Here is a 26,970-nt window from a genome sequence, read left to right as displayed (position 1 = left end):
TCCGAACCCGGAAGCTAAGCCCTCCAGCGCCAATGGTACTGCACCCTAACCAGTGTGGGAGAGTAGGACACCGCCGAACTAACCTTGACCGAAGGCCCCCAACACCGTTGGGGGCCTTCGGCATATCCACAGTCTGCAGGCACGTGGTGGCCGCGATTCTGACCGTTCTGTGCGGTTCGACGACACCTGCAGCCGTGATGGCTTAGCGTTGAAATCAGGAGCACTCCGAAGTTCGCCTTCGTCGAGACGAGGTAAGCCGTGCCGACCGTCCGGGACGTCACCCATCAACTGCTGCGTGAACTCGGCTTGACCACTGTTTTCGGCAACCCGGGTTCCACCGAAGAGACCTTCCTGAAGAACTTCCCGTCCGATTTCCGGTTTGTCCTGGCGCTCCAGGAGGCCTCGGTCATGGCGATCGCGGACGGCTACAGCCAGGGCACCGCTCATCCCGCCCTGGTGAATGTGCACACCGCGGCGGGTTTGGGCAATGCGATGGGCAACCTGATTTCGGCGTCGATGAATCGGACGCCGTTGATTGTGACGGCGGGTCAGCAGACTCGAGAGATGCTGCTGCTCGAGCCGTGGCTGACCAATGTTGAGCCGGAGATGTTGCCGCGGCCGTGGGTCAAGTGGGCCTACCAACCGGTGCGCGCCGAGGACGTTCCGGCTGCGTTCATGCGGGCCTATGCCACAGCGGTCCAGCCGCCGGCAGGGCCGGTGTTTCTTTCGCTGCCGCTCGACGATTGGGAGAAGCCGGCGATCGGGGGCGCTGGTATGCGTACGGTTGCCACCGGCGTTGCCGCCGATCCGGTTCGACTGCAGGAATTCGCCACCGCCATCGACGACTCGGAGCGTCCGGTGTTGATCTTCGGCGCAGCGGTCGCCCGTGATCGGGCATGGGATGTCGCGGTGGAGCTCGCGGAGAGGGTCGGGGCCCCGGTGTGGGCCGCGCCGGCATCAGAGCGTGCCCCGTTTCCCGAGGACCATCCGCTGTACGTGGGTGGGCTGCCGTTTGCAACGGGTCCACTCGCCGAACGTCTGCGCGGGCACGACCTCGCGGTGATCATCGGGGCACCGGTGTTCCGGTACTACCCATACGTGGCCGGCCCTTACCTCCCCGACGGCCTGCGTCTGCTGCACATCACCGACGACCCTGCCGAGGCGGCACGGGCGCCCGTCGGTGACAGCCTGGTCTCGAGTGCGGGTGTCGCGATGCAGATGCTGGTCGGCGCGCTGCGGCGGGACCGGCGTGAGCCGGAGGCGTTGACCCCGCAGGAGCATCGGATGGCGCCGCACCCGCCGACGGACGCGACGGCCGCGGATGCGGTGATGAGTGCGCGGCAACTCTTCGCGACGTTGCGCAGTGCGTGCGAGGCGGACACCGTGTTGGTGGAGGAGTCACCGTCGAACCTGGCCGACCTGCACGCGGAGTGGCCGATCACCGAGCCGGACTCCTTCTATACCTTTGCCAGTGGCGGGTTGGGGTGGAACCTGCCTGCGAGTGTCGGGATCGCGTTGGCGGAGAGCGACAGCGGTCGGCGACGAGCGGTGGTGGCCATCATCGGTGACGGTTCGTTCCAGTATTCGGTGCAGTCGATCTGGACCGCCGCGCAACACGGGTTGGACATCCTGTTCGTGGTGCCACGCAACGGCGAGTACGCGATCCTCAAGGCCTTCGCGGAGCTGGAGGACACTCCCGGCGTGCCCGGTCTCGATATACCCGGTATCGATTTCGTGGCACTGGCCACGGCATACGGATGCCATGGTGTGCGGGCGTCGACTCCGGCGGAGGTGGCCGCCGAGGTCGCCGCAGCACGGGACCGTTCAGGACCGACGCTGCTGGAAGTCGCGATCAACGCGGCGGTTCCCTCGTTGCTCTGAACGCTGCGACCTGACTTTTATCACCGCGAAGGCCGCGGGTGGACGTTGAGCTTGTGACCTGCGGCGATGGGGGGGTTCGGCAGTGGATTTGCGCACTAACTCGGGGTTCGTAGGCTGCTGATGTGGCGTATGTGCGGACGGTGAAGACGGCGTCGGGTGCGACGGCGGTGCAGATCGTGCACTCGTCGCGGCGCGGGTCGCGCGATATCGAGCATCTCGGATCCGCACATGACTCCGCGGCGGTGGCTGCGTTGAAAGCCGTGGCCGCACAACGCATCGCCGGCGGGCAGGAAGAGCTCGATCTCGGCGTGGGCGTGGCTGCTGCTTCTGGTCCGCTGCCGATCACGTCCTCGCGGATGAGTCACCTGTGCGACGCGGTGATCGGGGTCTACGACGAGTTGGGGTTCGCGACCGCGGCCGACGGTGATCAGGTGTTTCGCGATCTGGTCCTGGCCCGCATCATCGAACCGACCAGCAAACTCGACTCGCTGCGGGTGCTCGGCGAGGCCGGCATCGACCCGATGTCGTACCCGACGCTGAATCGGCGTCTACCGGTTTACGCCGAGCCCGACTGGCGTCGACGGCTGGCCGCGGCGTGTGCGGCCCATGCGCGGCTGGGACCGGCAAGCCTGCTGCTCTACGACGTGACCACGCTGTATTTCGAGACCGACAAGGCCGACGGGTTCCGTGAACCCGGCTTCTCCAAGGAACGTCGTCTGGAACCGCAGATCACCGTCGGCCTGCTCACCGACGCCTCCGGGTTTCCGCTGCAGATCGAGGCGTTCGAGGGAAACAAAGCCGAGACGGCGACGATGATGCCCACGCTGCGTGCCTTTATGAAGGCCCACCACCTTGATGACATCACCGTGGTGGCTGACGCCGGGATGATCTCGGCAGCGAACAAACAGGCCATCGAAGCGGCCGGTCTGTCGTTCATCCTGGGCGAGAAGATCCCCACCGTGCCCTATCTGATTGACAAGTGGCACAACGATAATCCCGATCAGACTCCTCCGGACGGCCTGATCCTGACCCAGCCGTTCCCGGCGAATGCCAAGACCAGCTTCCGCCGCAGTCAGGTCGTCTACTACGCCTACAGTGCCGATCGCGCCCGACGCAGCCTGCGTGGCATCAACGAGCAAGTCGCCAAAGCCGAGAAGGTCGTGGCCGGCACTCTGTCGGTCAAGCGCAACCGGTTTGTCACCCTCACCGGCGCCGACAAGAGCGTCAACCGCGACCTCGAAGCCAAGGCGCGTCTGCTGGCCGGATGGAAGGCCTACGCCACCAACATCACCGCTCCAACACCGGAATTCGTGATCGGCTCCTACCACCAGCTGTGGCGGATCGAGAAAAGCTTCCGCATGTCCAAAAGCGACCTCGCGGCACGCCCGATCTTCCACCGCACCCGCGACTCCATCGACGCGCACCTGACCATCGTGTTCGCCGCGCTCGCGGTCACCCGCGTCATCGAAGAACGCTCCGGCTGGTCGATCAAGAAGTTCGTCACCACCGCCCGCCGCTACCGCACCATCGAAATCCAAGCCGGCGAGCACACCATCACCGCCGCCGACCCACTACCCGACGACCTGCACGAAGTCCTCACCGCAATCCGGGGACCGCACTAAATTGATAAAACTCAGGCACGCAACGGCGAGTACGCGATCCTCAAGGCCTTCGCGGAGCTGGAGGACACTCCCGGCGTGCCCGGTCTCGATATACCCGGTATCGATTTCGTGGCACTGGCCACGGCATACGGATGCCATGGTGTGCGGGCGTCGACTCCGGCGGAGGTGGCCGCCGAGGTCGCCGCAGCACGGGACCGTTCAGGACCGACGCTGCTGGAAGTCGCGATCAACGCGGCGGTTCCCTCGTTGCTCTGAACGCTGCGACGGGGCGCTCACGGCGGCGACGCGAGGCGGTCACTCGCGGTCGGGTCCGGGCACCACCAGTAGCGGAACCGCGAGGACGCTCATCATCTTGGCGGCTGTGGCCCCCAAGAACAGCCTGCCCGGCGCCGCGAGTCTGCTCGAACCGACCATGATCATGTCTCCGTCGTGCCACTCGACACTGCTGACCGCCTCCTCGACGTTGCGTCCCTGAGCGAGGGTGGACGCGATCGGTGTCTGATCGGACAGCCGCTTGTGGGCCGTCTCCAACGAAGTGTTGGCGAGGTCCACGGCACGGGCAACCGCCTCGTCGTCAGTGGTGCGGCCGGTGATGTCGTCGCGGGAAACAAGCGACAGCAGGCGTAATGGGAGGTCGCCGCGAGCACTGAGGGCGAGGGCGGTGTCGAGGAGGATCTCGGCGCCGGGGCGACTGCCGATCGCGGTGGTGATCTCGCGAATTCGCTCTGCCCCGGTGTGGCTGAAGCCTCGGGGCGCGAGCGCGACGGGAACCGGTGATGAATGCAAGAGGTCGTTGACGACCGAACCGAGCGAATGGCGCCCGGTGATGCCGCCCCCGGACGCACCGACCACCAGCATCGTGGCGCCGACCCGTTCGATCTCGGTGATCAGGCCGTGGGCGACATGCTCGTCGACCACGACATGCGTTTCTGCGACGACATCGCCGGGCACCAGGTCTGCGGCGCCGGCGACCCACTGTCTGGCCGCTTCGTCCAGCGCCTCGGCGAACCCTGCCGCGCTCGTGATGGTCTCGGGCGGGTCCGGAGGTATGACGACCGCGATGTCCAGTGAGGCGCCGAAGGTCCGGGCAAGGCATGCGCCGAAGGCGACTGCGTCCTCCCCGCCGGGTGTGGCCAGGTAGGCGACGAGCAACTTCATCGTGTACTCCGATCGTGGGCCCGTGAAATCCTACGATGCGACCACTGTGCCACGCAGCGCTGTGGGACACATTCACCGCTGCGGGATGCGTGGAGCGCAATGATGAAACCGTCGCGATGGCCGCCAGAGCGAGGTCAGGCGGCCGTTGATGGGTCGCCGACCTGGGCCAGGATGTCGAACTCGAGGCCATCGGCCTGCGCGACGTACATCGCCTGACGCAGATGCCGTGCCGAGAATCGCACTTCGCCGCGAGGACTCGTATACACCGGCGATTCGCCTGCAGCCCACTCGATCGCCCGCGGATGCGTGGACCCGGCCCGACGGATCAGTTCGTCGAGCAACGTCACGCCCTCGAAGCACGACTCGCCCGGTGAGGTCAGCGGCGGTGCGGCCACCCCGAAGCGCCGCACGTAACGCTGTTCGAAGTCGAGACTGTACGGAGTCGCGAGCGACTCGAAGTACCCCGACACCGAGTAGAGATTTCGCGTACCGCCGTCGCCGGAACCCAACAGCATGTTCTCGTCCATGAGTGATGAGAGCCGTACACAGCGTCCGTCGAGCCCGCGGGCGCCGAACGCACGGTTGAACTGCACTGCGTCCTCGCCCAGGAGCAGCACGAGAACTGCCGTCGCACCGGACGCCTCGATATGGTCGAGAACATCGCCGAACTCGGAGGTGCCGAGTGGGCAGAAGATCTGGGATTGCACCTGCGTCGGCGAGGAGTCGGCATTGAGGTGCGCGGTGACCGTCGCTGCCGTGGCACGCGGCCAGATGTAATCACTGCCCACAACCACCCATCGGCGCGCACCGAGCTGCTGTGACAGCCACTCAAATGCGGGCAGCAGGGCCGCGTCGGGCACCTCGCCGGTCATGAACGTGCCCCGCGCACCTTCGCCGCCCTCGTACACCGCCGTGTAGACGTACGGGATCTCGCCGCGCAGGACACGGACCAACCGACGTCTTACAGCTGACGTGTGCCAGCCGACCACGGCATCGAATCGGGGGATCGATCCACAACTCGGGCCGAGGTGTGTACTGACGGCGGCGGCGACCTGCTCGACCGGTGCGCCACCGTCGATCGTCGTCACGGTGACCTCGCGACCGAGGATCCCGCCGCGCTGGTTGATCTCCTCCACGGCCAGTTGCGCGCTCGCCGCGCAGGACGGCCCGAAGATCCCCGAGGGACCGCTCTGCGGAATGACCATGCCCAGGTGCATCAGTGTGAATCCTCGTGTGCTGTGGAGACCGATTCCAGTGTGCGCCAGACGCGTTTCCAGCGGGTTTCGCACAGATCAGGTCGTTGCGCGACATTTGCGTCTGTCGGGTGTCGTCCTTCGGAAGCGATCGCAGTGAATGCCGGGTGCTGCTCACCGGGTCAAGTGGGCCAGGCTGTCCCCGAGTGCGAGATACCGGCGAGAGCCGACTGACGTCGCCAAGTCGCGCTCGATCTGCCGTTGGCGATCGTCGACCGCGGCGAGCGCACCGGAGCCGTGCGGACTCAGGAACACCATCACGCGCCGTCGATCCGCGGGGTCGACGCGGCGGTAGACGAGGGCGAGCGAGATCAGTTTGTCGATTGCGCGCGTGGTCGTGGCCGGCGGCAACACGGCCAGACGGGACAGTTCGGTCATCGTGTGTCCGTCGCCCTCTGCCCCGGCGAGGATCACCAGAATCCGCCACTGTTCGGCGGTGACGCCGAGCTCATCGAACACCGGTGCCATCTGGTCCTCGAGGAGCGCGACCGCGCGCAGCAGTTGCAGCAGCATCGGGTCGGGATTCGGGTCAGCGGGCATCGATGCTCTCCTCGGTCGTATCCAAGAACGACAGGTTGTCCCCGTCGCGATCCACGATGATGCGCACGGGTCGCGCGGGGTCTCGGTCGGGCCGGACCATCAGCGTCGCGATCGGCGCACAGAGCTCGTGTCGCAGGACCCGATGAAGCGCTCGCGCGCCGTACCGGGGGTCGAATCCGACCTCGGCGAGCCGTTCGCGTGCGGCCGTGCTGACCTGACATTGCACATTGCGGGTGGCCAGGGAGCGGACCAGGCGGTCGACCTCCAGATCGACGATTCGATGCGCGACGCCGCCGTCGATCGACGTGAACGTGATGACCTCGTCGAAGCGGTTGAACAACTCCGGGTCGAAGAACGCCCGCACCGAATCCAGCACGACGCGGGTTTCGTCCCGGCGTCGGCCGAAGACGCCGTCGAGCGCGTTGCGGGTCAGCAGTCGAGCCGGTTGCTCGCGCCACGGGCGTCGCATGTCGTGCACCTCGCGGGAGCCGAGGTTCGATGTCAACAGCACGATCGCATTACGGAAGTCGATGGTCGTGGTCCCGGAAGCCAGACGCAGGGTGCCGGTGTCGAGGATCTGCAGCAGCGACCGCAGCACGGTGGGGTGTGCTTTCTCGACCTCGTCGAAGAGCACCACTCCCGGACGCGAGAGACTGCCCTCGACCTTGTCCCGATCGAACAGCGTGAACTGTTCCTTGGAACCGGCATAGCCGGGTGGGGCGCCCGACAGTGATGCGGCGTAGTGCTCCTGCGCCAATGAGTTCATGTCGACCCGGCACAGGTTGTCGGCATCCCCGCGGATGTGGTGTGCGACCTGTCGGGCCAGCTCGGTCTTGCCCACCCCGGTCGGACCCACGAGGAGCAGTGACGCGATCGGCCGGTGCGGATCATGCAAGCCCGCCGCGGCAATGGTCACGGCGCGCACGACCGCGTCGACCGCGGTGTCCTGTCCGATGATCGACCCTCGCAGCGAGGCGGCGAGGTAGGCCGGGGAGCGCAGGTCACCGAGGCGGAATCCGTTCGTGGTGTCGAGGTCGGAGAACTTCACCGCGGCGTGTCCCGACATGGTCTTCCTCCTTCGCTTCCGTTTGAAAGTAGATCATCTGCGGCCCGTGCGCCCACCGTGCGCGCGCTTCATGTGATCTCCATGGCGTGGAAACTTTGTGGCAACACCGGACCGGTTATGTGTCGAGCGCGGACAAGCTTCCGTTTGAAAGTAATTTCCGCTACGACGACATCAGTTCACGATCAACCACAACAAGGAGTTGTTATGCGTCACGGCGACATCTCATCGAGCCCGGACACCGTCGGCGTCGCGGTGGTGAACTACAAGATGCCCCGGTTGCACACCCGCGAGCAGGTCCTCGACAATGCCAAAGCGATCGCGGAGATGGTGCGCGGCATGAAGTCCGGGTTACCCGGCATGGATCTGGTTGTGTTCCCGGAGTATTCGACGCAGGGCATCATGTACGACAACGACGAGATGTACGCCACCGCCGCCACGGTTCCCGGCGACGAAACCGACATCTTCTCCACCGCCTGCCGGGAGGCCGGGACCTGGGGTGTCTTCTCGATCACCGGGGAGAGGCACGAAGACCATCCGAACAAGCCGCCATACAACACGCTCGTGCTCATCAACGACGAAGGCGAGATCGTGCAGAAGTATCGGAAGATTTTGCCATGGACGCCGATCGAGGGGTGGTATCCGGGCAGCCAAACCTATGTCACCGACGGGCCCAAGGGTCTCAAGATCTCGTTGATCATCTGCGACGACGGCAATTATCCGGAGATCTGGCGGGACTGCGCGATGAAGGGCGCCGAACTCGTCGTCCGGCCGCAGGGCTACATGTATCCGGCCAAGGACCAGCAGGTCCTGATGGCCAAGGCGATGGCCTGGGCCAACAACTGTTACGTCGCCGTCGCGAACGCCACCGGGTGGGACGGTGTGTATTCCTATTTCGGGCACAGCTCGATCATCGGCTTCGATGGCCGCACCCTCGGCGAATGCGGCGAGGAGGAGTACGGGGTGCAGTACGCGCAGTTGTCGTTGTCCACGATCCGTGACGCCCGCCGCCACGATCAGTCGCAGAACCACTTGTTCAAGTTGCTCCACCGTGGCTACACGGGTGTACTCGCCGGTGGCGATGGCGACAAGGGGGTTGCCGAGTGCCCCTTCGACTTCTACCGCAATTGGGTAACCGACGCCGAGGCCACCCAGCGACAGGTCGAGGCCATCACCCGCGAAACGATCGGGGTTGCCGAGTGCCCGGTCTACGACCTGCCGACCGAGAAGGTGATGGAGGCCTGACGATGCAACCGCGCCGGACCCGCTCGTGGCGGACCCGGCGCGGTGGCGCGATGATCTCCCGGTCGGTCGTGATCAGCTGAGGTGGTGGACCTCCTGCAGGCCGTACACCGGCGTCGGGATGCCCTCGTAGCGGGCCTTGAGCTGCAGGGCAAGGTACAGCGAGTAATGGCGTGACTGATGCAGATTGCCGCCGTGGAACCAGAGGCCCGGCTGCTGTGTCGGCTTCCACATGTTGCGCTGCTCGCCCTCCCACGGGCCGGGATCCTTGGTGGTGTCAGACCCCAGGCCCCACACCTTGCCGACGCGGTCGGCCACGTCCTGGCCCATCAGGTCGGCCGCCCAGCCGTTCATCGAGCCGTACCCGGTCGCGTAGACCACCACGTCGGCCGGGAGTTCGGTGCCGTCGGCGAGGATCACGCTGCGCTCGGTGAGGTGGTCGATCTCGCCGTGTTCGAGCGTGATCGAGCCATCGGCGATCAGCTCACACGCGCCGACGTCGATGTAGTAACCGGACCCTCGACGCAGGTACTTCATGAACAGCCCGGAGTCGTCGTCGCCGAAATCGAGATCGAACCCGGCGGCCTCGAGACGATCGTAGAAGTCCTTGTCGCGCTCGCGGATCTGATCGTAGAGCGGAATCTGGAATTCGTGCATGATTCGGTATGGCAGGGACGCGAAGGTCAGATCGGCCTTCTTGGTGGTCATCCCCGACGCCACCGCCTCCTCGCTGTAGAGGGCGCCGAGGCCGATCTCCATCAGCGAATCCGACCGCACGATGTGGGTCGACGACCGTTGCACCATGGTCGTGTCGATCCCGTTCTCCACCAGGGCTTTGCAGATGTCGTGAGCGGAGTTGTTGGACCCGATCACCACCACCTTGCGGCCCGCGTAACCGTCCGGACCCGGATGTTGGCTCGAGTGGTGCTGGTCGCCGGCGAAGACGTCCTGCCCGGCGATCGTCGGCACGTGGGCCTTGCCCGACATGCCGGTCGCGAGCACCAACTGGGTGGGATGCAGCGTCATCGGCTCGCCGTTGCGGTCGATCTCGACGGTCCACTGCCCGGCATCTTCGTCGTAGGACGCCGAGGTGCAGGTGGTCTTGCTCCAGTACGGCACCTCCATCACCTTGGTGTAGAACTCCAGCCAGTCGCCGATCTTGTCCTTGGGTGCGAACACCGGCCAGTTGTCGGGAAACGGGAGATAGGGCAGGTGGTCGTACCACACCGGGTCGTGCAGGCACAGCGACTTGTACCGCTGACGCCACTGATCGCCGGGGCGGTCGTGTCGATCGACCACGATCGAGGGCACGCCGAGCTGACGCAGGCGCGCCCCCAACGCGATACCGCCCTGCCCACCGCCGATCACGAGAACATACGGCTGGACGGTCCGGCCCAGCGCAGCCTCTTCATCGTCGCGTTTCTGTGCCCAGGATCGGCGGTCGGGGTCGGAGCCGTGTACGGCACCCATCACGCGGGTCGGACCGGCCGGTTCCGCGTGTCCCTTGAGTTCCTGCAACGTCGTGAGCAGCGTCCACCCGAGATCCGTGCCCTGCTCGTCGTCGGGCTTGATGCGCAGGTGCCCGACGCCGCGCCCGGTTGCGGTCTCGAACTCGATGAAGGCGGTGACCACGCCTGTGTCGTCGGCGGTTGGGGGTTCGCTCGTCCGGAACGCGTGCGGAGCGGTGTCGTCGAGACGCGCGTTCAGCATGTCGCCGATCTGTTCGCGACCTTCGACGGTCTTGAGATTCCAGGTGAACGCCACCAGGTCGCGCCAGAAGCTGTCGGTGGCGAACAGGCCGGTCGCGCGGGCCACGTCGCGGGCGACGAGGGCGGCCTCGAATTCGGTGAGCCAGATGTCGACGCGTTGTTGTGGGTCGTTCACGGTCCCGGTGACCGGTGGCTCCAAGGTCTGGGTCATGGTTTCTCCTCGGGTTGACGTTGCTCTGTGTGATCCACAGCACACCGTGCGCCTAGGTTGTTGCGAAAGGGTTGCATCGGGTTGCGACCCAGGGTCGAGCGGCTGCAACCCTCTGCAACCCCGATCGAATTTTGCGGCGCGGCTGTGATCCGGAGCACAATCGAGGTGTGTCGACAATTGATGCGCACGCCGGAATCGAGCCCGCGGTGTCCGCGGCCGACGACCCGCGGCACTACGCACAGCTGCTCTGTGCGGTGTACGACGCCGCGATGGCCGGTGAGAAGATGCCCGCTCGGCCGCGATCGGTGATCGGCGAGTCGTGGGATCGCGTACTGCACGCCGGGGTTGATCCCGATGTCGGAGCCGCCGGGGCCGGTCTCGACGTCGCCGACCTCGAGGCCCGCCGACTCGACTCCGGGTTGGCGCCCGTGCTCGACGACCTCACCGCCGGGCTCGACTCGGTGATCGCCGATGGCGACAACATCCTCGTCGTCGCGGATGCGCACGGGCGCGTGCTCTGGCGCAGCGGGGCGCCGCGAGTGATGCACCGGGCGGACAGACTCGGGTTCGTCGAGGGTGCGAACTGGGGAGAGAATGCGGTCGGCACCAACGCCATCGGCACCGCACTGATGTCCGGCCACGCCGTGCAGGTCTTCTCCGCGGAACACTTCGTGCGCACCCACCATTCGTGGACGTGCGCCGGGGCGCCGATCCGGGATCCGCGGACCGGTGATCTGATCGGCGTCGTCGACGTGAGCGGGCCGGCAGCCACCATCCACCCGACCACCGTCGCCCTGGTCGACGTGGTCGCCAAGCTCGCCGAGGCGCACCTGCGTGACCACCACCGTCGCTCGCTCGATCAGCTCCGGTCCGTCGCGGCGCCGATGCTTTCGCGCCTGAACAGTCCTGCGCTGGCGGTGGACAACGATGGATGGGTGGCGGCGGTGGACGCCGTCACACCGTGCAGCCGGCTGAGTCTGCCCCGCCATGCCGAACCCGGCCGGGTCTGGGTGCGGAGCCTGGGCGAATGCGACCTCGATCCGTTGCCCGGTGGCTGGCTGGTGCGGGTCGCGGCGGTGGACTCCGTGGCGTCGGAGACGGTGCTGCACCTCGACTGGCGTGATCGCCGGTCACCGTCGGTGACGGTGACCGGTAGCAGCGGGCAATGGACGATCACACCGTCGCCCCGGCACGCGGAGATCCTGGCGCTCCTCGCGCACCATCCCGACGGCTGCAGCGCAGCGCAGATGTCGCGGCACCTGTTCGGCGTCGACGATCGCACGATCACGGTGCGGGCTGAGATGTCCCGGCTGCGAAAGCATCTCGGTGGATTGCTCGCGGCCAACCCCTATCGCTTCGTGGCTGGTGTCTCGGCTCGGGTCGACCACGGCCCCGACGCGTCCGTCGGCTGACCGGACGCCACCCGGCGCGTTCTGCGCGTCGGGTAACTCGGGCCGGGGCGCGTCGGCTCGCTACATTCGGTGGGTGAGCACCCCTGTCGACGGATATCTCCGCCACATCATGACTCTGTGCGCCACCGATCGGGCGGGCGCGGTCGCCGACTACATTCCCGAACTCACGCGGGTGGACCCGGATGGTTACGGGTTGTCGCTGTGTATGCACGACGGGCATCTCTACTCCCACGGCGACAGTGCCGAGCAGTTCACCATCCAGTCGATTTCGAAGGCGTTGACCTACGCGCTGGTGCTCACGCGGCTCGGTCCGCGGGAGGTCGACGCCAAGATCGGCGTGGAGCCCTCGGGGGAGGCGTTCAACGAGATCAGCGTGGACGGTGCTCGCAGACCGAAGAACCCGATGATCAACGCGGGTGCGATCATGTCCGCGTCGCTGTTGTTGCCGCAGGTCCGCGACGCCGACTCCGCAACCATGGACAGCGAATCCCCCGAGGTCCGGACTGTCGACGCCGTCTTCGACGACCTCGTGTCGTTCTATTCGGCATGCGCGGGTCGGCGACTGCACATCGACGACGCGGTCTATCGGTCCGAGAGGCGTACCGGTGCCCGCAACCGGGCGATCGCCTACATGCTCGACAGCTTCGGGGTTCTCGACGCCGATCCGGAGGCGGCGCTCGATCTCTACCTGCGGCAGTGTTCGCTGCGGGTGACCACCGACGACCTCGCGGTGATCGGCTGCACGCTCGCCACGGGTGGAGTCAATCCGCGCACCGGTCGTCAGATCGTGTCTCCGGAGGTGGCGCAGCGGGTGCTCTCGGTGATGACCACCTGTGGAATGTACGACGGAGCGGGGGACTGGGTGTCGTCGGTGGGGTTGCCGGCCAAGAGCGGCGTGGGAGGCGGGATCCTCGCGATCCTGCCCGGGCAGCTGGGGATCGGGGTGTACTCGCCGCGGCTGGATGCGCACGGCAACAGCGTGCGGGGAATCGACACCTGTCGCCATCTGTCCACCGATCTGGGGTTGCACATGTTCAACGTGACGCGGGAGAGCCGGGTGACCATGCGCGCCACTTATGACATCGGGGAGTTCGAGGTCGGCGCGGACTGGACCGAACGCGAGCGCGGCTACCTGCGGACTTGCCGGGATCGCGTGCGGGTCTACGAACTGCAGGGCGACCTGACCTTCTCCGGCGCGGAGGCGGCGATGCGACGCCTGGAAACCGACGCCGACCACTACGACCTGGTGATCATCGACATATCGCGCATCGGCATCATCGACCCGGTGGCGCGAACGATGGTGTTGTCCTTCAAACACCGACTCGCCGAGCGCGGTCGCAAGGCGATGGTCGTCGACCCCGACGGCGTTCTCCGGGCCAGTGTAGAACGACACCGACACGACCATGTTGTCCCCGATATCATTGCGCCCGAAGCGCTTCGAGGTTTTGACCCGACGTTGCCACACGTGCACGCCACGATGGAGGATGCGGTGAGTGATGCCGAGGCGTTTCAGCTCAAACGTCGCTACACCCGTGGCGAGATGTTCGGCGGGGCGTGACCGGTGGCGCGGGCGGTCACCGTTAAGCTGACCCCCGTGCGTCTGGTTATCGCGGAATGCCAAGTGGACTATGTCGGCCGTTTGACCGCACACCTGCCGATGGCGAAGAGGTTGCTGCTGATCAAGTCCGACGGGTCGGTCAGCGTGCACGCCGACGACCGTGCCTACAAGCCGCTGAACTGGATGAGCCCGCCGTGCTGGATGACCGAGGCGCCGGTGCCCGACGGGGTCGAGGCCGAGGCTTACTGGGTGGTCACCAACAAGACCGGCGAAGAGCTCCGCATCACCATCGCCTCGATCGAACACGACTCGGCCCACGAGTTCGGGGTGGATCCAGGCCTGGTGAAGGATGGGGTCGAGGCGCATCTGCAAGAACTGTTGGCCGAACATGTCGACACGCTGGGCACCGGACACACACTGATCCGTCGCGAATACATGACCGCGATCGGCCCGGTGGATCTGTTGTGCCGGGATGCCGAAGGGGCGACGGTGGCGGTCGAGATCAAGCGGAGGGGGGAGATCGACGGCGTCGAGCAACTCACCCGCTACCTGGAGTTGCTCAACCGGGATCCGATTCTGGCCCCGGTCTCCGGGGTGTTCGCCGCGCAGCAGATCAAACCGCAGGCCCGCACCCTTGCCGAGGATCGCGGAATTCGGTGCCTGGTTCTGGACTACGACGAACTGCGTGGTGCCGAGAGCACCGAGTTCCGACTGTTCTGACTCCGGCAGCCGCTCTGCGCAGCCGTTTCGAAGAGCGTCGCCCGTCCGCGATCAGTGCAGGGTCAGCGTGCTGACGCCTCGCCGCCGGCTCCGACCGGGGATGCGCTCGACGACGCACCTGTTCCGTTGGCGCCCGAACGCTTGATCTGCGACTGCGCGGACAGTGCGCGGTTGAGTAGCTCCGCGTCGTCGGTCTCGGTGAGGTCGGCGAGGTCTTGATGCCGTTCGGACAACTGCACCGGCAGCTTGGCCACCTCATCACGGACCCGGCTCAGTTGCTCGGCGATCTGTTTGCGCGCCTGGTCGGCCTGAGCGGCGAGTTCCCGGGATCGCGCCAGTCGCTCGATGGCGATCTCCTGCGCGGTGTCCTTCATCCGCTGCGCCTCATGGCGGGCCCGGTCGCGCTGCGCGGCGAGTTCGGCATCATGGCGCTCGCGCTCGGACTGGCGCGCGCGGGTGCTCTGTAGCTCGAGTTCGGCCGCCTCGCCCTTGGCCTTGGTGACTATCCGCCGCGCCTCGTCGCGGGCGGCGGTCATCGTTTCCTTGTGTTCGGCTTCCATCGCCGCGGTCCGTTCGGCGATGAGTCGCGCGGCTTCGTCCGCCTCTTCCGCAGACCGTTCCGCCAACGCGTCGGCGTCCTCGCGGACCTTGCGGGCGTGCTCGTCGGCCTTGGCGATGGTCTTGCGAGCCGTCTCCTGCGCCTCCTCGCGGATGCGTGTGGCGTCGGACTCGGCATCGTCGCGGGCCATTGCCGCCTCCTGCCGGGCGATCGAGGTGAGCTCGGCCGCCTCGGCGGCGGCGTCCGCGCGGATCTCGGAGGCCTCGTCGGACGCCAGCTGCAGCATGCGACCGAGACGCTCGCTCATCCCCTGCGCAGTGGTCGGCGGGACCGACAGCTTGTCGACCTCACGGCGCAACTCCTCGATCTCGTCGCGGGCTTCCTCGAGGTGCGCGACGAGTTCGTGCGCGTTCGCGGTGGCGGCGTCGCGATCGGCCGCGAGCACCCGCAACTCGGCATCAACCCGTTGCAGATGTTCGGTCACCTGCTCACGGTCGAAACCACGCATGACGACTGCGAACGGGAGGTTTCGCGGTGCCGGAGCTGACATGCGGCACAGTCTAACTCAGAGGCGAACCGCCGCGACCTCAGGAATCGGTGAGCTGCGGCGATCAGTGCACAGGCAGTTCAGTGCGCTGCGGCACCGGTCGCAGGCTCGACCAATTCCAGCAGTACCCCGCCGGCGTCCTTCGGGTGCACGAAGTTGATCCGCGAGTCCGCGGTGCCACGACGCGGCTGCGGGTAGAGCACTCGCACGCCAGCTGCGGTGAGACGCTCGGTGACGGCATCGACGTCGGTGACCCGCACCGCGAGCTGCTGCAGTCCCGGTCCGTTGCGGTCGAGGAACTTCGCGATGGTCGATTCGTCGTTGAGTGGGGCGAGCAGCTGGATCACCGCGCCGCCAGTGGAACTGGCCGACTGCGGGCCGACCATCGCCTCGATGACGCCCTGTTCGCTGTTGGTCTCCTCGTGCAGCGTCGCGAAGCCGAGATGGTCGAGGTACCACTTCTTGGCTGCGTCGAGATCGGGGACCGCGATCCCGACATGGTCGATGGCGGTGACGAGGTCGGCGATGACGGCGGTCGCCGAGGCTGCGGGGTCTGCTGCTGAGGTGCTCATGTCCTAACGGTAGCGTTGAGGGTAGAAGCTCACAGAGCGGGCGCTCGGTCTGCCTGCTCGGCCGATGTTGGAGGTCCTCATATGTCCACGTCCACCGATCAGTTCTCGACGGTCATCGTCGCCGGGGCGCGGACGCCCTTCGGTCGACTGCAGGGCTCACTCAAGGGTTTCAGTGCCGTCGATCTCGGCGCCGTGGCCATCGAGGGCGCGCTGGAGCGTTCGGGAGTGCCCGCCTCGGCCGTGGAGTACGTGATCATGGGTCAGGTCCTCACCGCCGGAGCCGGCCAGATGCCCGCCCGCCAGACCGCGGTCAAGGCGGGCATCGGGTGGGATGTGCCCACATTGACCATCAACAAGATGTGTCTATCGGGCATCGACGCGATCGCATTGGCCGACCAGCTGATCCGGGCCGGCGAGTTCGACTGCGTGGTCGCCGGTGGTCAGGAGTCGATGACGCAGGCCCCGCACCTGTTGCCCGGTAGCCGCGATGGTTTCAAGTACGGCAACACCGAACTCGTCGATCACATGGCCTACGACGGCCTGTGGGACGCGTTCACCGATCAGCCGATGGGTGCGTTGACCGAACAGGGCAACGACACCGACGGGTTCACCCGGGCCGAGCAGGACGAATTTGCGGCGCGCAGCCACCAGCGTGCGGCGATCGGGTGGAAGAACGGTGTCTTCGCCGACGAGGTGGTTCCGGTCGGCATTCCGCAGCGCAAGGGTGACCCGATCTCGTTCGCCGAGGACGAGGGTGTGCGCGCCGACACCACCGCCGACTCGCTGGCCGGGCTGCGACCGGCCTTCCGTAAGGACGGCTCCATCACCGCGGGCAACTCGTCGCAGATCTCCGACGGTGCGGCCGCAGTCATCGTGATGAGCAAGGCGAAGGCCACCGAACTGGGGGTGGCCTGGCTCGCCGAGATCGGTTCGCACGGCGTGGTCGCCGGACCGGACTCGACCTTGCAGGCCCAGCCCGCCAACGCGATCGAGAAGGCGTGCGCACGGGCGGGTATCACGCCCGCTGATCTCGATCTCATCGAGATCAACGAGGCTTTCGCGGCGGTCGGACTCGCCTCCACCAAGCAGCTCGGCGTCGACCCGGAGATTGTCAACGTCAACGGCGGGGCCATCGCGGTCGGGCATCCGATCGGGACGTCCGGTGCCCGCATCACCCTGCACCTGGCGCTGGAACTGCAGCGACGCGGCGGCGGCGTCGGTGCGGCCGCGCTCTGCGGGGCCGGTGGCCAGGGCGATGCCTTGATCGTGCGGGTGCCCAAGAGTTGAGCCCCGACGGTCTCTGGCGAGATTTCTACTACACATCGTCGTAGTTTTCTGTCCGATTCGGCACAATGGGACACATGTCGCAATTCTTTGATCTCACCACTCCGGCCAAGCGCTTCCGACTGGTCGCCGTCCTCGAGGCCATCACGTGGCTGGCCCTGTTGATCGCCATGTTCTTCAAATGGGTTCTCGGCCACGAGGAGGCGGTGGCGATCCCGGGGATGGTTCACGGCATCGTCTTCGTCGTGTTCGTGGTGGTCTCATTGATCACCGCAGTGCAGCTGCGGTGGGGTCTGAAGGTCACGGCATGGGCGCTGGTGTCCTCGATCCCGCCCTTCGGCACCCTGGTGTTCGAGTGGTGGGCGCAGCGCAATGGTCATCTGGCCGAGTTGTCGGCGGACACCACGCCGCAGCGCGTGGCCGCCTGAGGAGTGGTGGCGCGATGATCGTCGCCTTCAGCCTCAGCCCCTCCGGGGGCGATGCCGTCGACTCGGACGGCGGGATGAGCGCTGCGGTTGCTGCGGCCGTGGCCGTGGTGCGCGAATCGGGGTTGCCCCATCAGACCACCGCGATGTTCACCTATCTCGAGGGCGAGTGGGATGAGGTGATGGCGGTGGTCAAACGTGCCACCGACGCCGTCGCGGCCCAGGCGCCGCGCGTCGGCCTTGTCCTCAAAGCCGACATCCGTCCGGGCCACACGGACGAACTCGCCGGCAAGGTCGCCCGCGTCGACCGGCTGCTGGACTGACCCGGCAGCCGGACTGACACGATGGCGCCATGAGGTCCACTCGCGCCGACACGACGACTCGTGACCGCCGAGCGCGCACCGCGGCGTCCGCGGTCTTTGCCCTCAACGGTTTTCTGGCAGCGATGTGGGTCGCCCACATCCCGGTGATCGTGAATCGGACCGGGGTGTCGGAGGATCAGCTCGGCGCCTTGTTGCTGTTGCTCGGGGGCTGCGCGTTCGTCGGCATGCAGGTGTGCGGACCGATCATCGATCGATGGGGATCGAAACCAACTACAACAGTCGCCGCAGCCGTGCTGTCCGCGGTGATCCTTGGCCCGGTGGCCGCGCACGACCTGGCGACCCTGGCCCTGGCGCTGGCCGGGTTCGGTTTCGCCAACGGTGCTCTCGACGTCTCGATGAACGCACAGGCAGTGGCCGTCGAGCGGCGGTACGACCGGCCCATCATGTCGTCGTTTCACGGATTCTTCTCCATCGGCAGCCTCATCGGCTCGGGCGTGGTGGCACTCACCCTCTGGCGTGATGTCGGTGTCATTGCCACGGTCGGTGCGGCCACGATCGTCGGGTTCGCCGTCGCCGCGATCACCAGTGCACACCTGTTGGTCACGGTGGATGCCTCGATGCGGACACCGTCGGGGTCACGGCCGGCCGAATCGTCTGGCCGCTGGTGGCGCGGGATCGATCGTCGGCGACTGGTCCTGCTGGCGGCGGTGGCATTCGCGCTCATGCTTGCCGAGGGCACCGCTTACGACTGGAGCGCCCTGCACGTGGTCGACACGTTCGGTACTGCCGAATCGCTCGGCGCGGTGGCCTTCGGTGCGTTCAGCGCAGCGATGACCGTCGCGCGATTCGGGATCGATCCCATCGCGGCGGCGGTCGGACCGATGGTGGTGGTGCGCGTCGGTGCCCTGATCGGCCTCGTCGGCATGGGGATGGCTGTTCTCGCGCCGTCAGTGGGATGGGCGATCGCCGGATGGAGTGTGTTCGGTATCGGCCTGGCCGGGCTCATCCCGCAGATCTTCACCGCTGCGGGCAACCTGACGACCGAATCGAGCGGACGCGCCATCTCCCTGGTGGTCGGATGCGGTTACCTGGGAATGCTCGCCGGTCCGGCGGTGGTCGGGTTCATCAGCAGCCGTACCAGTCTCGGCATCGGCCTGCTCGTCGCGGTGGGTGCCCTCGCCTTTGCTGCGGCCGCGGCGGGCGTGGTCCGTGCACCGGCCGCCGCGGAAGCTCCCCGCGATCGCGGCATGACACACTAGAGGGGTGACTCGACCAACGAATCGGCAGCAGGCGGCCGCAGCCGCCCGGCAGCAGGCGGCGGCCGTCGCCATGTCGGGAGCGGTTGACCTGACCGCCCTCAAGGAACGTGCCGACGCGCAGCGACAGCAGGCGCAGCGCCCCAACCAGACCCCGCGCCCGGCACCGCCGACCGACGACGGTGCACCGGCCTCGGGAGCTGCGCATGGCGGGGCAGTCCTCGACATCACCGAGGCAACGTTCGAGACCGAGGTGCTTGCGCGATCACAGCAGCAGCTCGTGCTGGTGGACCTGTGGGCGGAGTGGTGCGAACCCTGCAAACAACTGTCGCCGGTGCTGGAGAAGCTGGCCGGGCAGGCGCAGGGAAGCTGGGTGCTGGCCAAGGTCGACGTCGACGCCAATCCCCGGATCGCGCAGGCGTTCCGTGCCCAGTCCATCCCGATGGTGGTGGCGATCGCGCAGGGGCAGCCGGTCGCGGCGTTCAACGGCGTCCGTTCGGAGGCCGAGATCTCCCAGTGGGTGGGGGAGATCCTCTCCCAACTCGGTGATGTGCTGCCCGGCGCCGCCCCAGTCGACGCCGAGCCGGAAGCCGACGATCCGCGCATGGTCGCCGCCGAGGAGAAGCTCAACGCGGGCGACTTCGCCGGTGCACTCGACGACTATCGGGCGATCGCCGAAGCCGAGCCGCAGAACGTGGAGGCGGCATCGGCCGCACGCAACCTCGAGTTCGTGCTGCGCGCGCAGGCCCATGACCCGGCCATCGTCGATACCGCCGCGCCCGCCGACGTCGACGCTCAGCTGGCGGCGGCCGACGTACTGTTGCTCGCCCAGCAGCCCGAGGCCGCCTTCGACCGGATCATCGCGGTCGTGAAGGTCACCGCCGGCGACGACCGCACTCGCGCGCGTACCCGGTTGCTGGAGCTGTTCGAGCTCTTCGACCCGGCGGAGCCATTCGTCGTCTCGGCGCGCCGGAAGCTGGCCACCGCGCTCTACTGATCCTTATCCGTCGACTGGGCGCCGTTTCTCGTTGACTGGGCGCCGCTTTTCGTTGACTGGGCGGCGTTTTCCGTCGATCGGCAGCCGAGGAAGCTTGGTTGCGATGCCCTTCGTGACGGGCCTCCGCAGGCTCCGGCCGTCATCAGGGGGCGGGGGTGACGGGCCCGGCCCTCCTGTGAGCGGGTGGTGGTTGCGGGGCGTTCGCGGGTGTGGCCCTCGTCAGGGAGTGGTGGTGGGACGAGCCTCCGCGGGCGCCAGGAAGACGGCCGAGTTGGCGGGGATCGTCACCTGCGCCGACGTCTCGCGCCCATGCCAGCCGGGTCCATCGGCGACGACACTGCCGAGGTTGCCCTTGCCCGCCCCGCTGTAGTCGGTCGAGTCGGTGTTGAGGACTTCGTTCCAGGTCCCCGACCGGGGTAGCCCGACGCGGTGGTCGGCGCGTTCGCTGCCGGAGAAGTTGAACAGACACGCCATCACCGAGCCGTCACGGCCGAACCGCAGGAAGCTGATCACGTTGTTCGCGGTGTCGTTGGCGTCGATCCACTCGTAGCCGTCAGGGGTGGTGTCCTGGCTGTAGAGAGCCGGGCTGGCGCGATAGACCCGGTTCAGATCGCCCACCAATGCCGAGATGCCGGAGTGGAGTTCGCCTTCCCATCCCTCCATCTGGAACCAGTCGAGGCTGCGGTTGTCGGCCCACTCACCGGTCTGACCGAACTCCTGGCCCATGAACAGCAGTTGCTTGCCGGGGTGCGCCCACATGTAGGCCAGCAGCACCCGGACCCCGCTGGCCTTGGTGAACGAATCGCCGGGCATCCGGCTCCACAGGGTGCCCTTGCCGTGCACCACCTCGTCGTGGGAGATCGGCAACACGAAGTTTTCGCTCCACGCGTACATCAGCGAGAAGGTGATTTCGTGGTGGTGGAAGCTGCGATGAATCTGGTCGCGACCGAGGTAGCCGAGGGTGTCGTGCATCCACCCCATGTTCCATTTGAAGGTGAATCCGAGGCCGCCGAGATTGGTCATCTGGGTCACGCCCGGCCACGCGGTGGATTCCTCGGCAACGGTGACCACGCCGGGAAAGTGCTTGTGCACCGTCGCGTTGGTCTCCTGCAGGAACTGGACGGCCTCGAGGTTCTCGCGACCACCGTAGATGTTGGGTCGCCACTGGCCGGCCGGCCGGGAGTAGTCGAGATAGAGCATCGAGGCCACCGCATCCACGCGCAGGCCGTCGATGTGGAACTGGTCGAACCAGAACAGCGCGTTGGCGACCAAGAAGTTGCGGACCTCGCGCCGGCCGAAGTTGAAGACGTAAGTGCCCCAATCCAACTGCTCGCCGCGCATGGGGTCGCCGTCTTCGTACAGTGGGGTCCCGTCGAATCGGGCCAACGCCCAATCGTCTTTCGGGAAATGCGCCGGTACCCAGTCGACGATCACACCGATGCCCAGAGAATGTAGGTGATCGATCAGATAGCGCAGGTCGTCGGGAGAGCCGAAGCGTGCGGTCGGTGCGTAGTACGAGGTGACCTGATACCCCCACGATCCGCCGAACGGATGCTCGGCGACCGGCAGGAACTCGACGTGGGTGAAACCCTTCTCGACGAGATAGTCGCCGAGTTGGTGTGCGAGTTCCCGGTAGGACAGACCTGCACGCCATGACGCGATGTGCACCTCGTAAACGCTCATCGGTTCGGCTGCGACGTCGGTGGCCGCACGACGGGCGATCCAGTCGTCGTCGGACCAGGTGTACGACGATTCGCCGACCACCGAGACCGTCGACGGTGGTGGCAGTGTCTGCCGGGCCATCGGATCGGCCTTGTCGCGGATCACGCCGTCGGCGCCATGGACGCGGAACTTGTAGCGCATACCGGCGGCGACATCGGGGATGAAGACCTCCCAGACACCGCTGCTGCCGATCATCCGCATGGGTGCCTGCCGGCCGGTCCAGTTGTCGAAATCGCCGATCACCGCGACACCGTGCGCATTGGGCGCCCACACCGAGAAGGCGGTTCCGCGTACCTCGCCGTCGGGCGTCGTGTACGAGACGATCCGTGCGCCGAGGACATCCCACAGCGACTCGTGGCGACCCTCGGAGAACAGATGGATGTCGAGTTCGCCCATACTCGGCAGGAACCGGTAGCCGTCGGCGACGACGTACTCGTCATTCCCGCCGCGGGCGTTCGGGTAGGTCACCCGAAGTCGATAGTCGATCAGATCCGAGTACGGCACCGCGACCACCCACAGGTCGTCGCTTTGGCGCGCCATCGGGTGATCGACCCCGCCGATCACCGCGACGACGGTCGTGGCGTCCGGACGCAGCGTCCGCAGAATGGTCCATCCACCCGACGCCTCGTGCGCGCCGAGGAAGGCGTGCGGGTCGGGATGGGTCAAGCTGAACAGTCGGCGTAGGTCGTGATCCGACGCCGAGGGTTCGGGGCGGGGGCCGTTGTCGGTGGTGGTCACATCAACCTCACTGCATCCGGTAGGCGAGTCGTCGGGCCGCGGCGGTGTCCAGGGGCGGGAGTGCGAGGATGTGCGCCACCGCATGCCATGGCTCCAGCTGCACGTAATTGGCCTGCCCCCAATGGAACTCCTGACCGGAGACCTCGTCGACGACGGTGAAACGGTCCTGCCATTCGAAGCCCAGCGCGGGCATGTCCAGCCAGACGGTCGAGCTCTCGGTACCGAACGGGTTGAGGTTGATCACCACGATGACCCGGTCACCGCTGACCGGGTCGAATTTCGAGTAGGCGATGAGCGCGGAATTGTCGATGTGGTGAAAGGTGATGTGACGCAGTTGCTGCAATGCGGGATGGCGCCGCCGGATCTCGTTGAGGCTGGTGATCCACGGCTCCAACGACTCGCCTCGGCTCGTCGCGGCCTTGTGGTCGCGCGGCCGGAGCTCGTACTTCTCCGAGTGCAGATACTCCTCGCTGCCCTCGGCGACGGCAACGTGTTCGTACAGTTCGTATCCGCTGTACACACCCCAGGTCGGTGCGAGTGTGGCGGCCAGCGCGGCCCGCAGCGCGAACATGCCCGGGCCGCCGTGTTGCAGACTGGCGTGCAGGATGTCGGGCGTGTTCACGAACAGATTGGGTCGTGCCTCATCGGCGTGGTCGGCGATCTCGCGTCCGAACTGTTCGAGCTCCCACTTCTCGGTCTTCCAGGTGAAGTAGGTGTAGGACTGCGTGAAGCCGATGCGCGCGAGTCCGTACAGGCGCGCCGGTCGGGTGAATGCCTCGGACAGGAACAGCACCTCCGGGTTGCGCTTCTTCACCTCGGTGATCAGCCACTCCCAGAAGTTCGGGGGTTTGGTGTGCGGGTTGTCGACGCGGAAGATCTTGACACCCAGGTCGACCCAGCCGAGCACCATCGTCAGCACCGCCCGATAGAGGCCGTTGCGGTCGTTGTCGAAGTTCAGCGGATAGATGTCCTGATATTTCTTGGGCGGGTTCTCCGCGAACGCGATCGTGCCGTCGGGCTGGGTGGTGAACCACTCGGGATGTTCGCGGGCCCACGGATGGTCCGGTGCGCATTGCAGCGCCAGATCGATGGCAACTTCCAGGCCGAGTTCGGCGGCCCGGGCGATGAAGTACGCGAAATCCTCCCGGGTACCGAGCGCCGGATGGATGGCGTCGTGACCACCCTCGTCGGAGCCGATCGCCCACGGTGAGCCGACATCGTCGGGACCGGCGACAAGCGTGTTGTTGCGGCCTTTGCGGTTGACCTTGCCGATCGGATGGATCGGCGGCAGATAGACGATGTCGAACCCCATCCCCGCGATGCGCGGCAGGTCGTCGACGGCGGTCAGGAACGTTCCGTGCACCGGGTGGCCCTCGTTGTCCCACCCGCCGGTAGACCGCGGGAAGAACTCGTACCACGATCCGAACAATGCGCGACGTCGATCGACCCACACCCGGTAAGACCGCGATTTGGTCACCAGTTCGCGGACCGGATACGTCGCCAGCAGGTCGGCAACCTCGTCGGAGACGGCGAGGTTGATCCGGTTCTCCACCCGGCGGCGCCGGGCGCGCAACTGGTCGATGGCGTCGTCGAGGATCTCCAGGGCGTCGACCGGAACCACATCGCGGGCATCGGTGAGGACCCGTGCGCCGACCTCGAGGTCGTTGGCGAGGTCACCGGCTCCCTGACCCGCATCGACCTTCTTGAGTACCGCGGACCGCCACGTCGTATACGGGTCACTCCACGCTTCGATCCGGAACACCCAGTAGCCCACGGCGTCGGGGACGAAGGCTGCGTTGAACACATCGGGTTCGCTCGCCGGTTCCATCCGCACGTCCAGGCTGCGTCGATCGGGACCGTCCACATGCACGGTCACCCCGATCGCGTCGTGACCTTCCCGCCACGCCGTGGTCGATATCGGGATCAGCTCACCGACAACAGCTTTCGCCGGCACTTGCCCGGCGGACACCAGAGGCGCGATATCGTCGATCCCCATCCGCCCGATCACCGGCGGCCTCCTCTCATCCAACCCCTGACATGACCCATGTCCGCGGTGCTCGGTGGCGCCGGCGTCCCTGCCCGTCTCAACCGTAGGGGATCTCGGCCAGTCTGCCCAACGCAGAACGAACCAGATCACCATCGGTCGTGCGCCAGAACGGCGGCAGCGACGCCAGCAGGTATCCACCGTATCCGGCGGTGGCGAGTCGGGAGTCCAGTACGGCGACGACACCGCGGTCGTCGATGGAGCGCAGCAGGCGTCCCGCGCCCTGGGCCAACAGCAGCGCCGCGTGGTTGGCGGCGACCGTGAGAAACCCGTTGCCGCCACGCGCTTCGACGGCCCGCTGCCGGGCGGTGAGCAGTGGGTCGTCGGGGCGGGGAAACGGGATACGGTCGATCACCACCAAACTGCACGACGGACCCGGCACGTCGACGCCCTGCCACAACGACAGGGTGCCGAACAAGCAGGTCTGCGGATCATCGGCGAACTTCTTGACCAACGCCGCGGTCGTGTCCTCGCCCTGACAGAGCACCGGCTGATCGCAGCGCGTTCGGATGGCCTCGGCGGCCTCGCGGGCAGCGCGCATCGACGAGAACAGCCCGAGGGTACGTCCGTCGGCCGCGGTCACCAGCCCGGCCAGTTCGTCGAGCGTCTGCTCGGCGATCGCGTCACGTCCCGGTCGCGGCAGGTGCCGGGCGACGTAGAGGATCGCCGACTTCGGGTAGTCGAACGGTGAGCCGGCGTCGAGTCCACGCCAGCGCGGCGGAGCGTTGTCGGCGGGGGCGGGGGCGCCGTGTGCCATGGCGCCGATGTCGGCCACCGGCGGCGCCTCGGACTGTGGATCGGCGCCGTCGGTGTCGCGGCGGCCTGCTGCCGGCAGTCCCCAGGTCGCGGCGAGCGCGTCGAAATTGCCACCGATCGTGAGGGTGGCAGAGGTGAGCACCACGGTGGCGTCGGCGAACAAGGAGGCGCGGAGCAGTCCGCCGACCGACAACGGTGCAATGCGCAGGATCGCCCGGGTGTCGCTACCCACCCGGTCGTGGGCGACCCACACGACATCGCGCCGTTTCGACTCGTCGGGGTTGTCGAATGCACCGAGCAGGCGCACGACGGTGTCGTGGGCGTCCTCCAACGACGTCAGGGCCGCCGAGCGGGCCGCGGCCGATTCGTCGGCGCCGCTGCTGCCGGGCATGCGCACCGGACCGATCTCGTTGCGGGCGAGCCACAACCGATCACGCAGGCTCGCCAGGGTCTCGGGTACGCCCGAGGGGAGCCGGGTCCACTCTCGTGGCGGCAGCTCGGTGAGCAGTCCGTCGAGCATCTCCGCCGCACCCAGCAGTGCGTCGGTGGTCTCGTCGTCGAGCAGCTTGCCGCAGCGGCGGGCGACCAGTGTGATGCCGGCCCCCGACAGCTCGGCGGTGGCCACCGACGTGATGCGGTCCACGAGCTCGTGGGCCTCGTCGATGACCACTACGTCGTGTTCGGGGAGGATATTGGCCGGACTGGTCGCGTCGATGGCGAGCAGGGCGTGGTTGGTGACGACGACATCGACCTGGCCCGACGCGCGGCGCGCCCGTTCAGCGAAACAGTCGTCGGCGTAGCTGCAATTGCCGGCGCCGAGGCATTCTCGAGCCGAGACGCTCACCTGCCGCCAGGATCGGTCCGAGACCCCCGGGGTCAGGTCATCGCGATCGCCGGTCTCGGTGTCCGACGTCCATTCCCGCAGCCTGGTCACCTCGCGTCCGGTGCGTGACAACTCGAACGCGTCGAACAGCTCGCTCGCCGGTTCCTCCGCGGTTCCGCTGTGGATCTTGTTCAGGCACAGATAATTTCCGCGTCCCTTGAGAATCGCGAAGGTGGGTTCGCGACCGAGTGGGCCGGCCAGCGCGGCCGCCACCCGCGGCAGGTCACGTTCGATCAGCTGTCGTTGCAGCGCGATCGTGGCGGTCGACACCACCACGGTGCGCCCGGAGACGATCGCGTGACGGATGGACGGGATCAGGTAGGCCAGCGATTTTCCCGTTCCGGTGCCCGCCTGGACGGCGAGATGTTCGCCGGTGTCGATGGCGTGGGCGACCGCTGAGGCCATCCGGACCTGGCCGTCGCGCCGGCGTCCGCCGAGGGCGGTGACGGCGCTGTCGAGCAGTGAGGTCACCGAGGGGGTGGAGGTCATGTGGTG

At 66.8% G+C, this 26,970-nt stretch carries 22 protein-coding genes; 12 read left to right on the top strand and 10 right to left on the bottom strand.

Features of this window, described 5'->3' with window-relative positions:
* Positions 1-258 precede the first annotated feature (258 nt).
* The 3 genes from mdlC to VX037_RS22120 all read left to right on the top strand — a co-directional run bounded on the left by mdlC (position 259) and on the right by VX037_RS22120 (position 3,758).
* Complete coding sequence (mdlC, locus tag VX037_RS22130; protein ID WP_328715873.1) at positions 259-1,881, top strand: benzoylformate decarboxylase; 1,623 nt, start codon at positions 259-261, stop codon at positions 1,879-1,881.
* Between the two features lie 122 nt (positions 1,882-2,003).
* Positions 2,004-3,503 carry an IS1634 family transposase gene (locus VX037_RS22125; protein WP_442903734.1) on the top strand — a complete coding sequence of 500 codons (1,500 nt, stop codon included), beginning with the start codon at positions 2,004-2,006 and terminating at the stop codon, positions 3,501-3,503.
* A gap of 75 nt (positions 3,504-3,578) precedes the next feature.
* Positions 3,579-3,758, top strand: coding sequence for a thiamine pyrophosphate-dependent enzyme (locus tag VX037_RS22120; protein ID WP_328715871.1), 180 nt, complete (start codon positions 3,579-3,581; stop codon positions 3,756-3,758).
* 39 nt (positions 3,759-3,797) lie between these two features.
* On the opposite strand, the gene VX037_RS22115 is transcribed toward VX037_RS22120, so the two are convergent.
* From VX037_RS22115 to VX037_RS22100, 4 genes are all read right to left on the bottom strand, one after another.
* The gene (locus tag VX037_RS22115) at positions 3,798-4,661 is read right to left on the bottom strand and encodes a universal stress protein (protein WP_266061158.1); all 864 of its coding nucleotides are present in this window, start codon (positions 4,659-4,661) and stop codon (positions 3,798-3,800) included.
* 134 nt (positions 4,662-4,795) lie between these two features.
* On the bottom strand, positions 4,796-5,878 hold the full coding sequence (locus VX037_RS22110; protein WP_266061160.1) for a substrate-binding domain-containing protein: 1,083 nt from the start codon (positions 5,876-5,878) through the stop codon (positions 4,796-4,798).
* Positions 5,879-6,028: 150 nt separating this feature from the next.
* Positions 6,029-6,454 carry a MarR family winged helix-turn-helix transcriptional regulator gene (locus VX037_RS22105; protein WP_266061161.1) on the bottom strand — a complete coding sequence of 142 codons (426 nt, stop codon included), beginning with the start codon at positions 6,452-6,454 and terminating at the stop codon, positions 6,029-6,031.
* Entirely contained in the window at positions 6,444-7,520 is a 1,077-nt protein-coding gene (locus tag VX037_RS22100) for an AAA family ATPase (RefSeq protein ID WP_235725197.1), read from the bottom strand. The genes VX037_RS22105 and VX037_RS22100 overlap by 11 nt, the downstream gene beginning before the upstream one ends.
* Positions 7,521-7,724: 204 nt before the next feature.
* On the opposite strand from VX037_RS22100, the gene VX037_RS22095 reads away from it, so the two are divergent.
* The gene (locus tag VX037_RS22095; protein WP_235725196.1) at positions 7,725-8,762 is read left to right on the top strand and encodes an aliphatic amidase; all 1,038 of its coding nucleotides are present in this window, start codon (positions 7,725-7,727) and stop codon (positions 8,760-8,762) included.
* A 72-nt stretch (positions 8,763-8,834) separates the two neighbouring features.
* On the opposite strand, the gene VX037_RS22090 is transcribed toward VX037_RS22095, so the two are convergent.
* Complete coding sequence (locus VX037_RS22090; protein ID WP_235725195.1) at positions 8,835-10,679, bottom strand: flavin-containing monooxygenase; 1,845 nt, start codon at positions 10,677-10,679, stop codon at positions 8,835-8,837.
* A 167-nt stretch (positions 10,680-10,846) separates the two neighbouring features.
* On the opposite strand from VX037_RS22090, the gene VX037_RS22085 reads away from it, so the two are divergent.
* The 3 genes from VX037_RS22085 to nucS all read left to right on the top strand — a co-directional run bounded on the left by VX037_RS22085 (position 10,847) and on the right by nucS (position 14,369).
* The gene (locus VX037_RS22085; protein ID WP_235725194.1) at positions 10,847-12,091 is read left to right on the top strand and encodes a helix-turn-helix domain-containing protein; all 1,245 of its coding nucleotides are present in this window, start codon (positions 10,847-10,849) and stop codon (positions 12,089-12,091) included.
* Positions 12,092-12,164: 73 nt separating this feature from the next.
* On the top strand, positions 12,165-13,649 hold the full coding sequence (gene glsA, locus VX037_RS22080; protein ID WP_287015102.1) for a glutaminase A: 1,485 nt from the start codon (positions 12,165-12,167) through the stop codon (positions 13,647-13,649).
* Between the two features lie 36 nt (positions 13,650-13,685).
* Positions 13,686-14,369, top strand: a complete 684-nt coding sequence (nucS, locus tag VX037_RS22075; RefSeq protein WP_287015101.1) for an endonuclease NucS — start codon at positions 13,686-13,688, stop codon at positions 14,367-14,369.
* A gap of 62 nt (positions 14,370-14,431) precedes the next feature.
* On the opposite strand, the gene VX037_RS22070 is transcribed toward nucS, so the two are convergent.
* Complete coding sequence (locus VX037_RS22070) at positions 14,432-15,478, bottom strand: hypothetical protein (RefSeq protein ID WP_328715869.1); 1,047 nt, start codon at positions 15,476-15,478, stop codon at positions 14,432-14,434.
* 77 nt (positions 15,479-15,555) lie between these two features.
* Positions 15,556-16,047 (bottom strand): methylmalonyl-CoA epimerase, encoded by a 492-nt coding sequence (mce, locus tag VX037_RS22065; RefSeq protein ID WP_328715868.1) that lies wholly within the window; start codon positions 16,045-16,047, stop codon positions 15,556-15,558.
* An 81-nt stretch (positions 16,048-16,128) separates the two neighbouring features.
* Between mce and VX037_RS22060 the strand changes: the two genes are divergently transcribed.
* The 5 genes from VX037_RS22060 (at position 16,129) to VX037_RS22040 (ending at position 20,332) form a co-directional block, all read left to right on the top strand.
* Positions 16,129-17,334 (top strand): acetyl-CoA C-acetyltransferase, encoded by a 1,206-nt coding sequence (locus tag VX037_RS22060; protein WP_328715866.1) that lies wholly within the window; start codon positions 16,129-16,131, stop codon positions 17,332-17,334.
* Between the two features lie 65 nt (positions 17,335-17,399).
* On the top strand, positions 17,400-17,759 hold the full coding sequence (locus VX037_RS22055) for a DUF3817 domain-containing protein (protein ID WP_235725188.1): 360 nt from the start codon (positions 17,400-17,402) through the stop codon (positions 17,757-17,759).
* Positions 17,760-17,773: 14 nt separating this feature from the next.
* A complete protein-coding gene (locus tag VX037_RS22050) occupies positions 17,774-18,079 on the top strand; it encodes a thiamine-binding protein (protein WP_235725187.1) in 306 nt (101 codons plus the stop codon).
* A gap of 29 nt (positions 18,080-18,108) precedes the next feature.
* A complete protein-coding gene (locus VX037_RS22045; protein WP_235725186.1) occupies positions 18,109-19,338 on the top strand; it encodes an MFS transporter in 1,230 nt (409 codons plus the stop codon).
* A 70-nt stretch (positions 19,339-19,408) separates the two neighbouring features.
* Positions 19,409-20,332 (top strand): tetratricopeptide repeat protein, encoded by a 924-nt coding sequence (locus tag VX037_RS22040; RefSeq protein ID WP_235725209.1) that lies wholly within the window; start codon positions 19,409-19,411, stop codon positions 20,330-20,332.
* Between the two features lie 219 nt (positions 20,333-20,551).
* Here VX037_RS22040 and glgB read toward each other — a convergent pair whose 3' ends face one another.
* The 3 genes from glgB to VX037_RS22025 form a co-directional block, all read right to left on the bottom strand.
* On the bottom strand, positions 20,552-22,876 hold the full coding sequence (gene glgB / locus VX037_RS22035) for a 1,4-alpha-glucan branching protein GlgB (RefSeq protein WP_372475245.1): 2,325 nt from the start codon (positions 22,874-22,876) through the stop codon (positions 20,552-20,554).
* The gene (locus VX037_RS22030) at positions 22,800-24,800 is read right to left on the bottom strand and encodes a maltotransferase domain-containing protein (RefSeq protein WP_328715865.1); all 2,001 of its coding nucleotides are present in this window, start codon (positions 24,798-24,800) and stop codon (positions 22,800-22,802) included. Before VX037_RS22030 ends, glgB begins: the two co-directional genes overlap by 77 nt.
* Positions 24,801-24,876: 76 nt before the next feature.
* Positions 24,877-26,964 carry an ATP-dependent DNA helicase gene (locus VX037_RS22025; RefSeq protein ID WP_328715863.1) on the bottom strand — a complete coding sequence of 696 codons (2,088 nt, stop codon included), beginning with the start codon at positions 26,962-26,964 and terminating at the stop codon, positions 24,877-24,879.
* Positions 26,965-26,970 lie beyond the last annotated feature (6 nt).

It is taken from the genome of Gordonia sp. Z-3, from assembly GCF_036233855.1.
Lineage (GTDB): Bacteria > Actinomycetota > Actinomycetes > Mycobacteriales > Mycobacteriaceae > Gordonia > Gordonia tangerina.
The sequence above is the reverse complement of the archived record's forward strand: the minus strand, read 5'-3'. Positions and strand labels throughout refer to the sequence as shown.

Coding starts and splice junctions, on each gene's coding strand:
- VX037_RS22090 (WP_235725195.1), bottom strand. CDS start 10,679: ATGACCCAGACCTTGGAGCCACCGGTCACCGGGACCGTGAACGACCCA.
- VX037_RS22040 (WP_235725209.1), top strand. CDS start 19,409: ATGTCGGGAGCGGTTGACCTGACCGCCCTCAAGGAACGTGCCGACGCG.
- VX037_RS22060 (WP_328715866.1), top strand. CDS start 16,129: ATGTCCACGTCCACCGATCAGTTCTCGACGGTCATCGTCGCCGGGGCG.
- VX037_RS22100 (WP_235725197.1), bottom strand. CDS start 7,520: ATGTCGGGACACGCCGCGGTGAAGTTCTCCGACCTCGACACCACGAAC.
- glgB (WP_372475245.1), bottom strand. CDS start 22,876: ATGCGGTGGCGCACATCCTCGCACTCCCGCCCCTGGACACCGCCGCGG.
- VX037_RS22050 (WP_235725187.1), top strand. CDS start 17,774: ATGATCGTCGCCTTCAGCCTCAGCCCCTCCGGGGGCGATGCCGTCGAC.
- mce (WP_328715868.1), bottom strand. CDS start 16,047: ATGAGCACCTCAGCAGCAGACCCCGCAGCCTCGGCGACCGCCGTCATC.
- VX037_RS22115 (WP_266061158.1), bottom strand. CDS start 4,661: ATGAAGTTGCTCGTCGCCTACCTGGCCACACCCGGCGGGGAGGACGCA.
- VX037_RS22055 (WP_235725188.1), top strand. CDS start 17,400: ATGGGACACATGTCGCAATTCTTTGATCTCACCACTCCGGCCAAGCGC.
- VX037_RS22070 (WP_328715869.1), bottom strand. CDS start 15,478: ATGTCAGCTCCGGCACCGCGAAACCTCCCGTTCGCAGTCGTCATGCGT.
- VX037_RS22025 (WP_328715863.1), bottom strand. CDS start 26,964: ATGACCTCCACCCCCTCGGTGACCTCACTGCTCGACAGCGCCGTCACC.
- VX037_RS22045 (WP_235725186.1), top strand. CDS start 18,109: ATGAGGTCCACTCGCGCCGACACGACGACTCGTGACCGCCGAGCGCGC.
- VX037_RS22110 (WP_266061160.1), bottom strand. CDS start 5,878: ATGCACCTGGGCATGGTCATTCCGCAGAGCGGTCCCTCGGGGATCTTC.
- VX037_RS22095 (WP_235725196.1), top strand. CDS start 7,725: ATGCGTCACGGCGACATCTCATCGAGCCCGGACACCGTCGGCGTCGCG.
- VX037_RS22105 (WP_266061161.1), bottom strand. CDS start 6,454: ATGCCCGCTGACCCGAATCCCGACCCGATGCTGCTGCAACTGCTGCGC.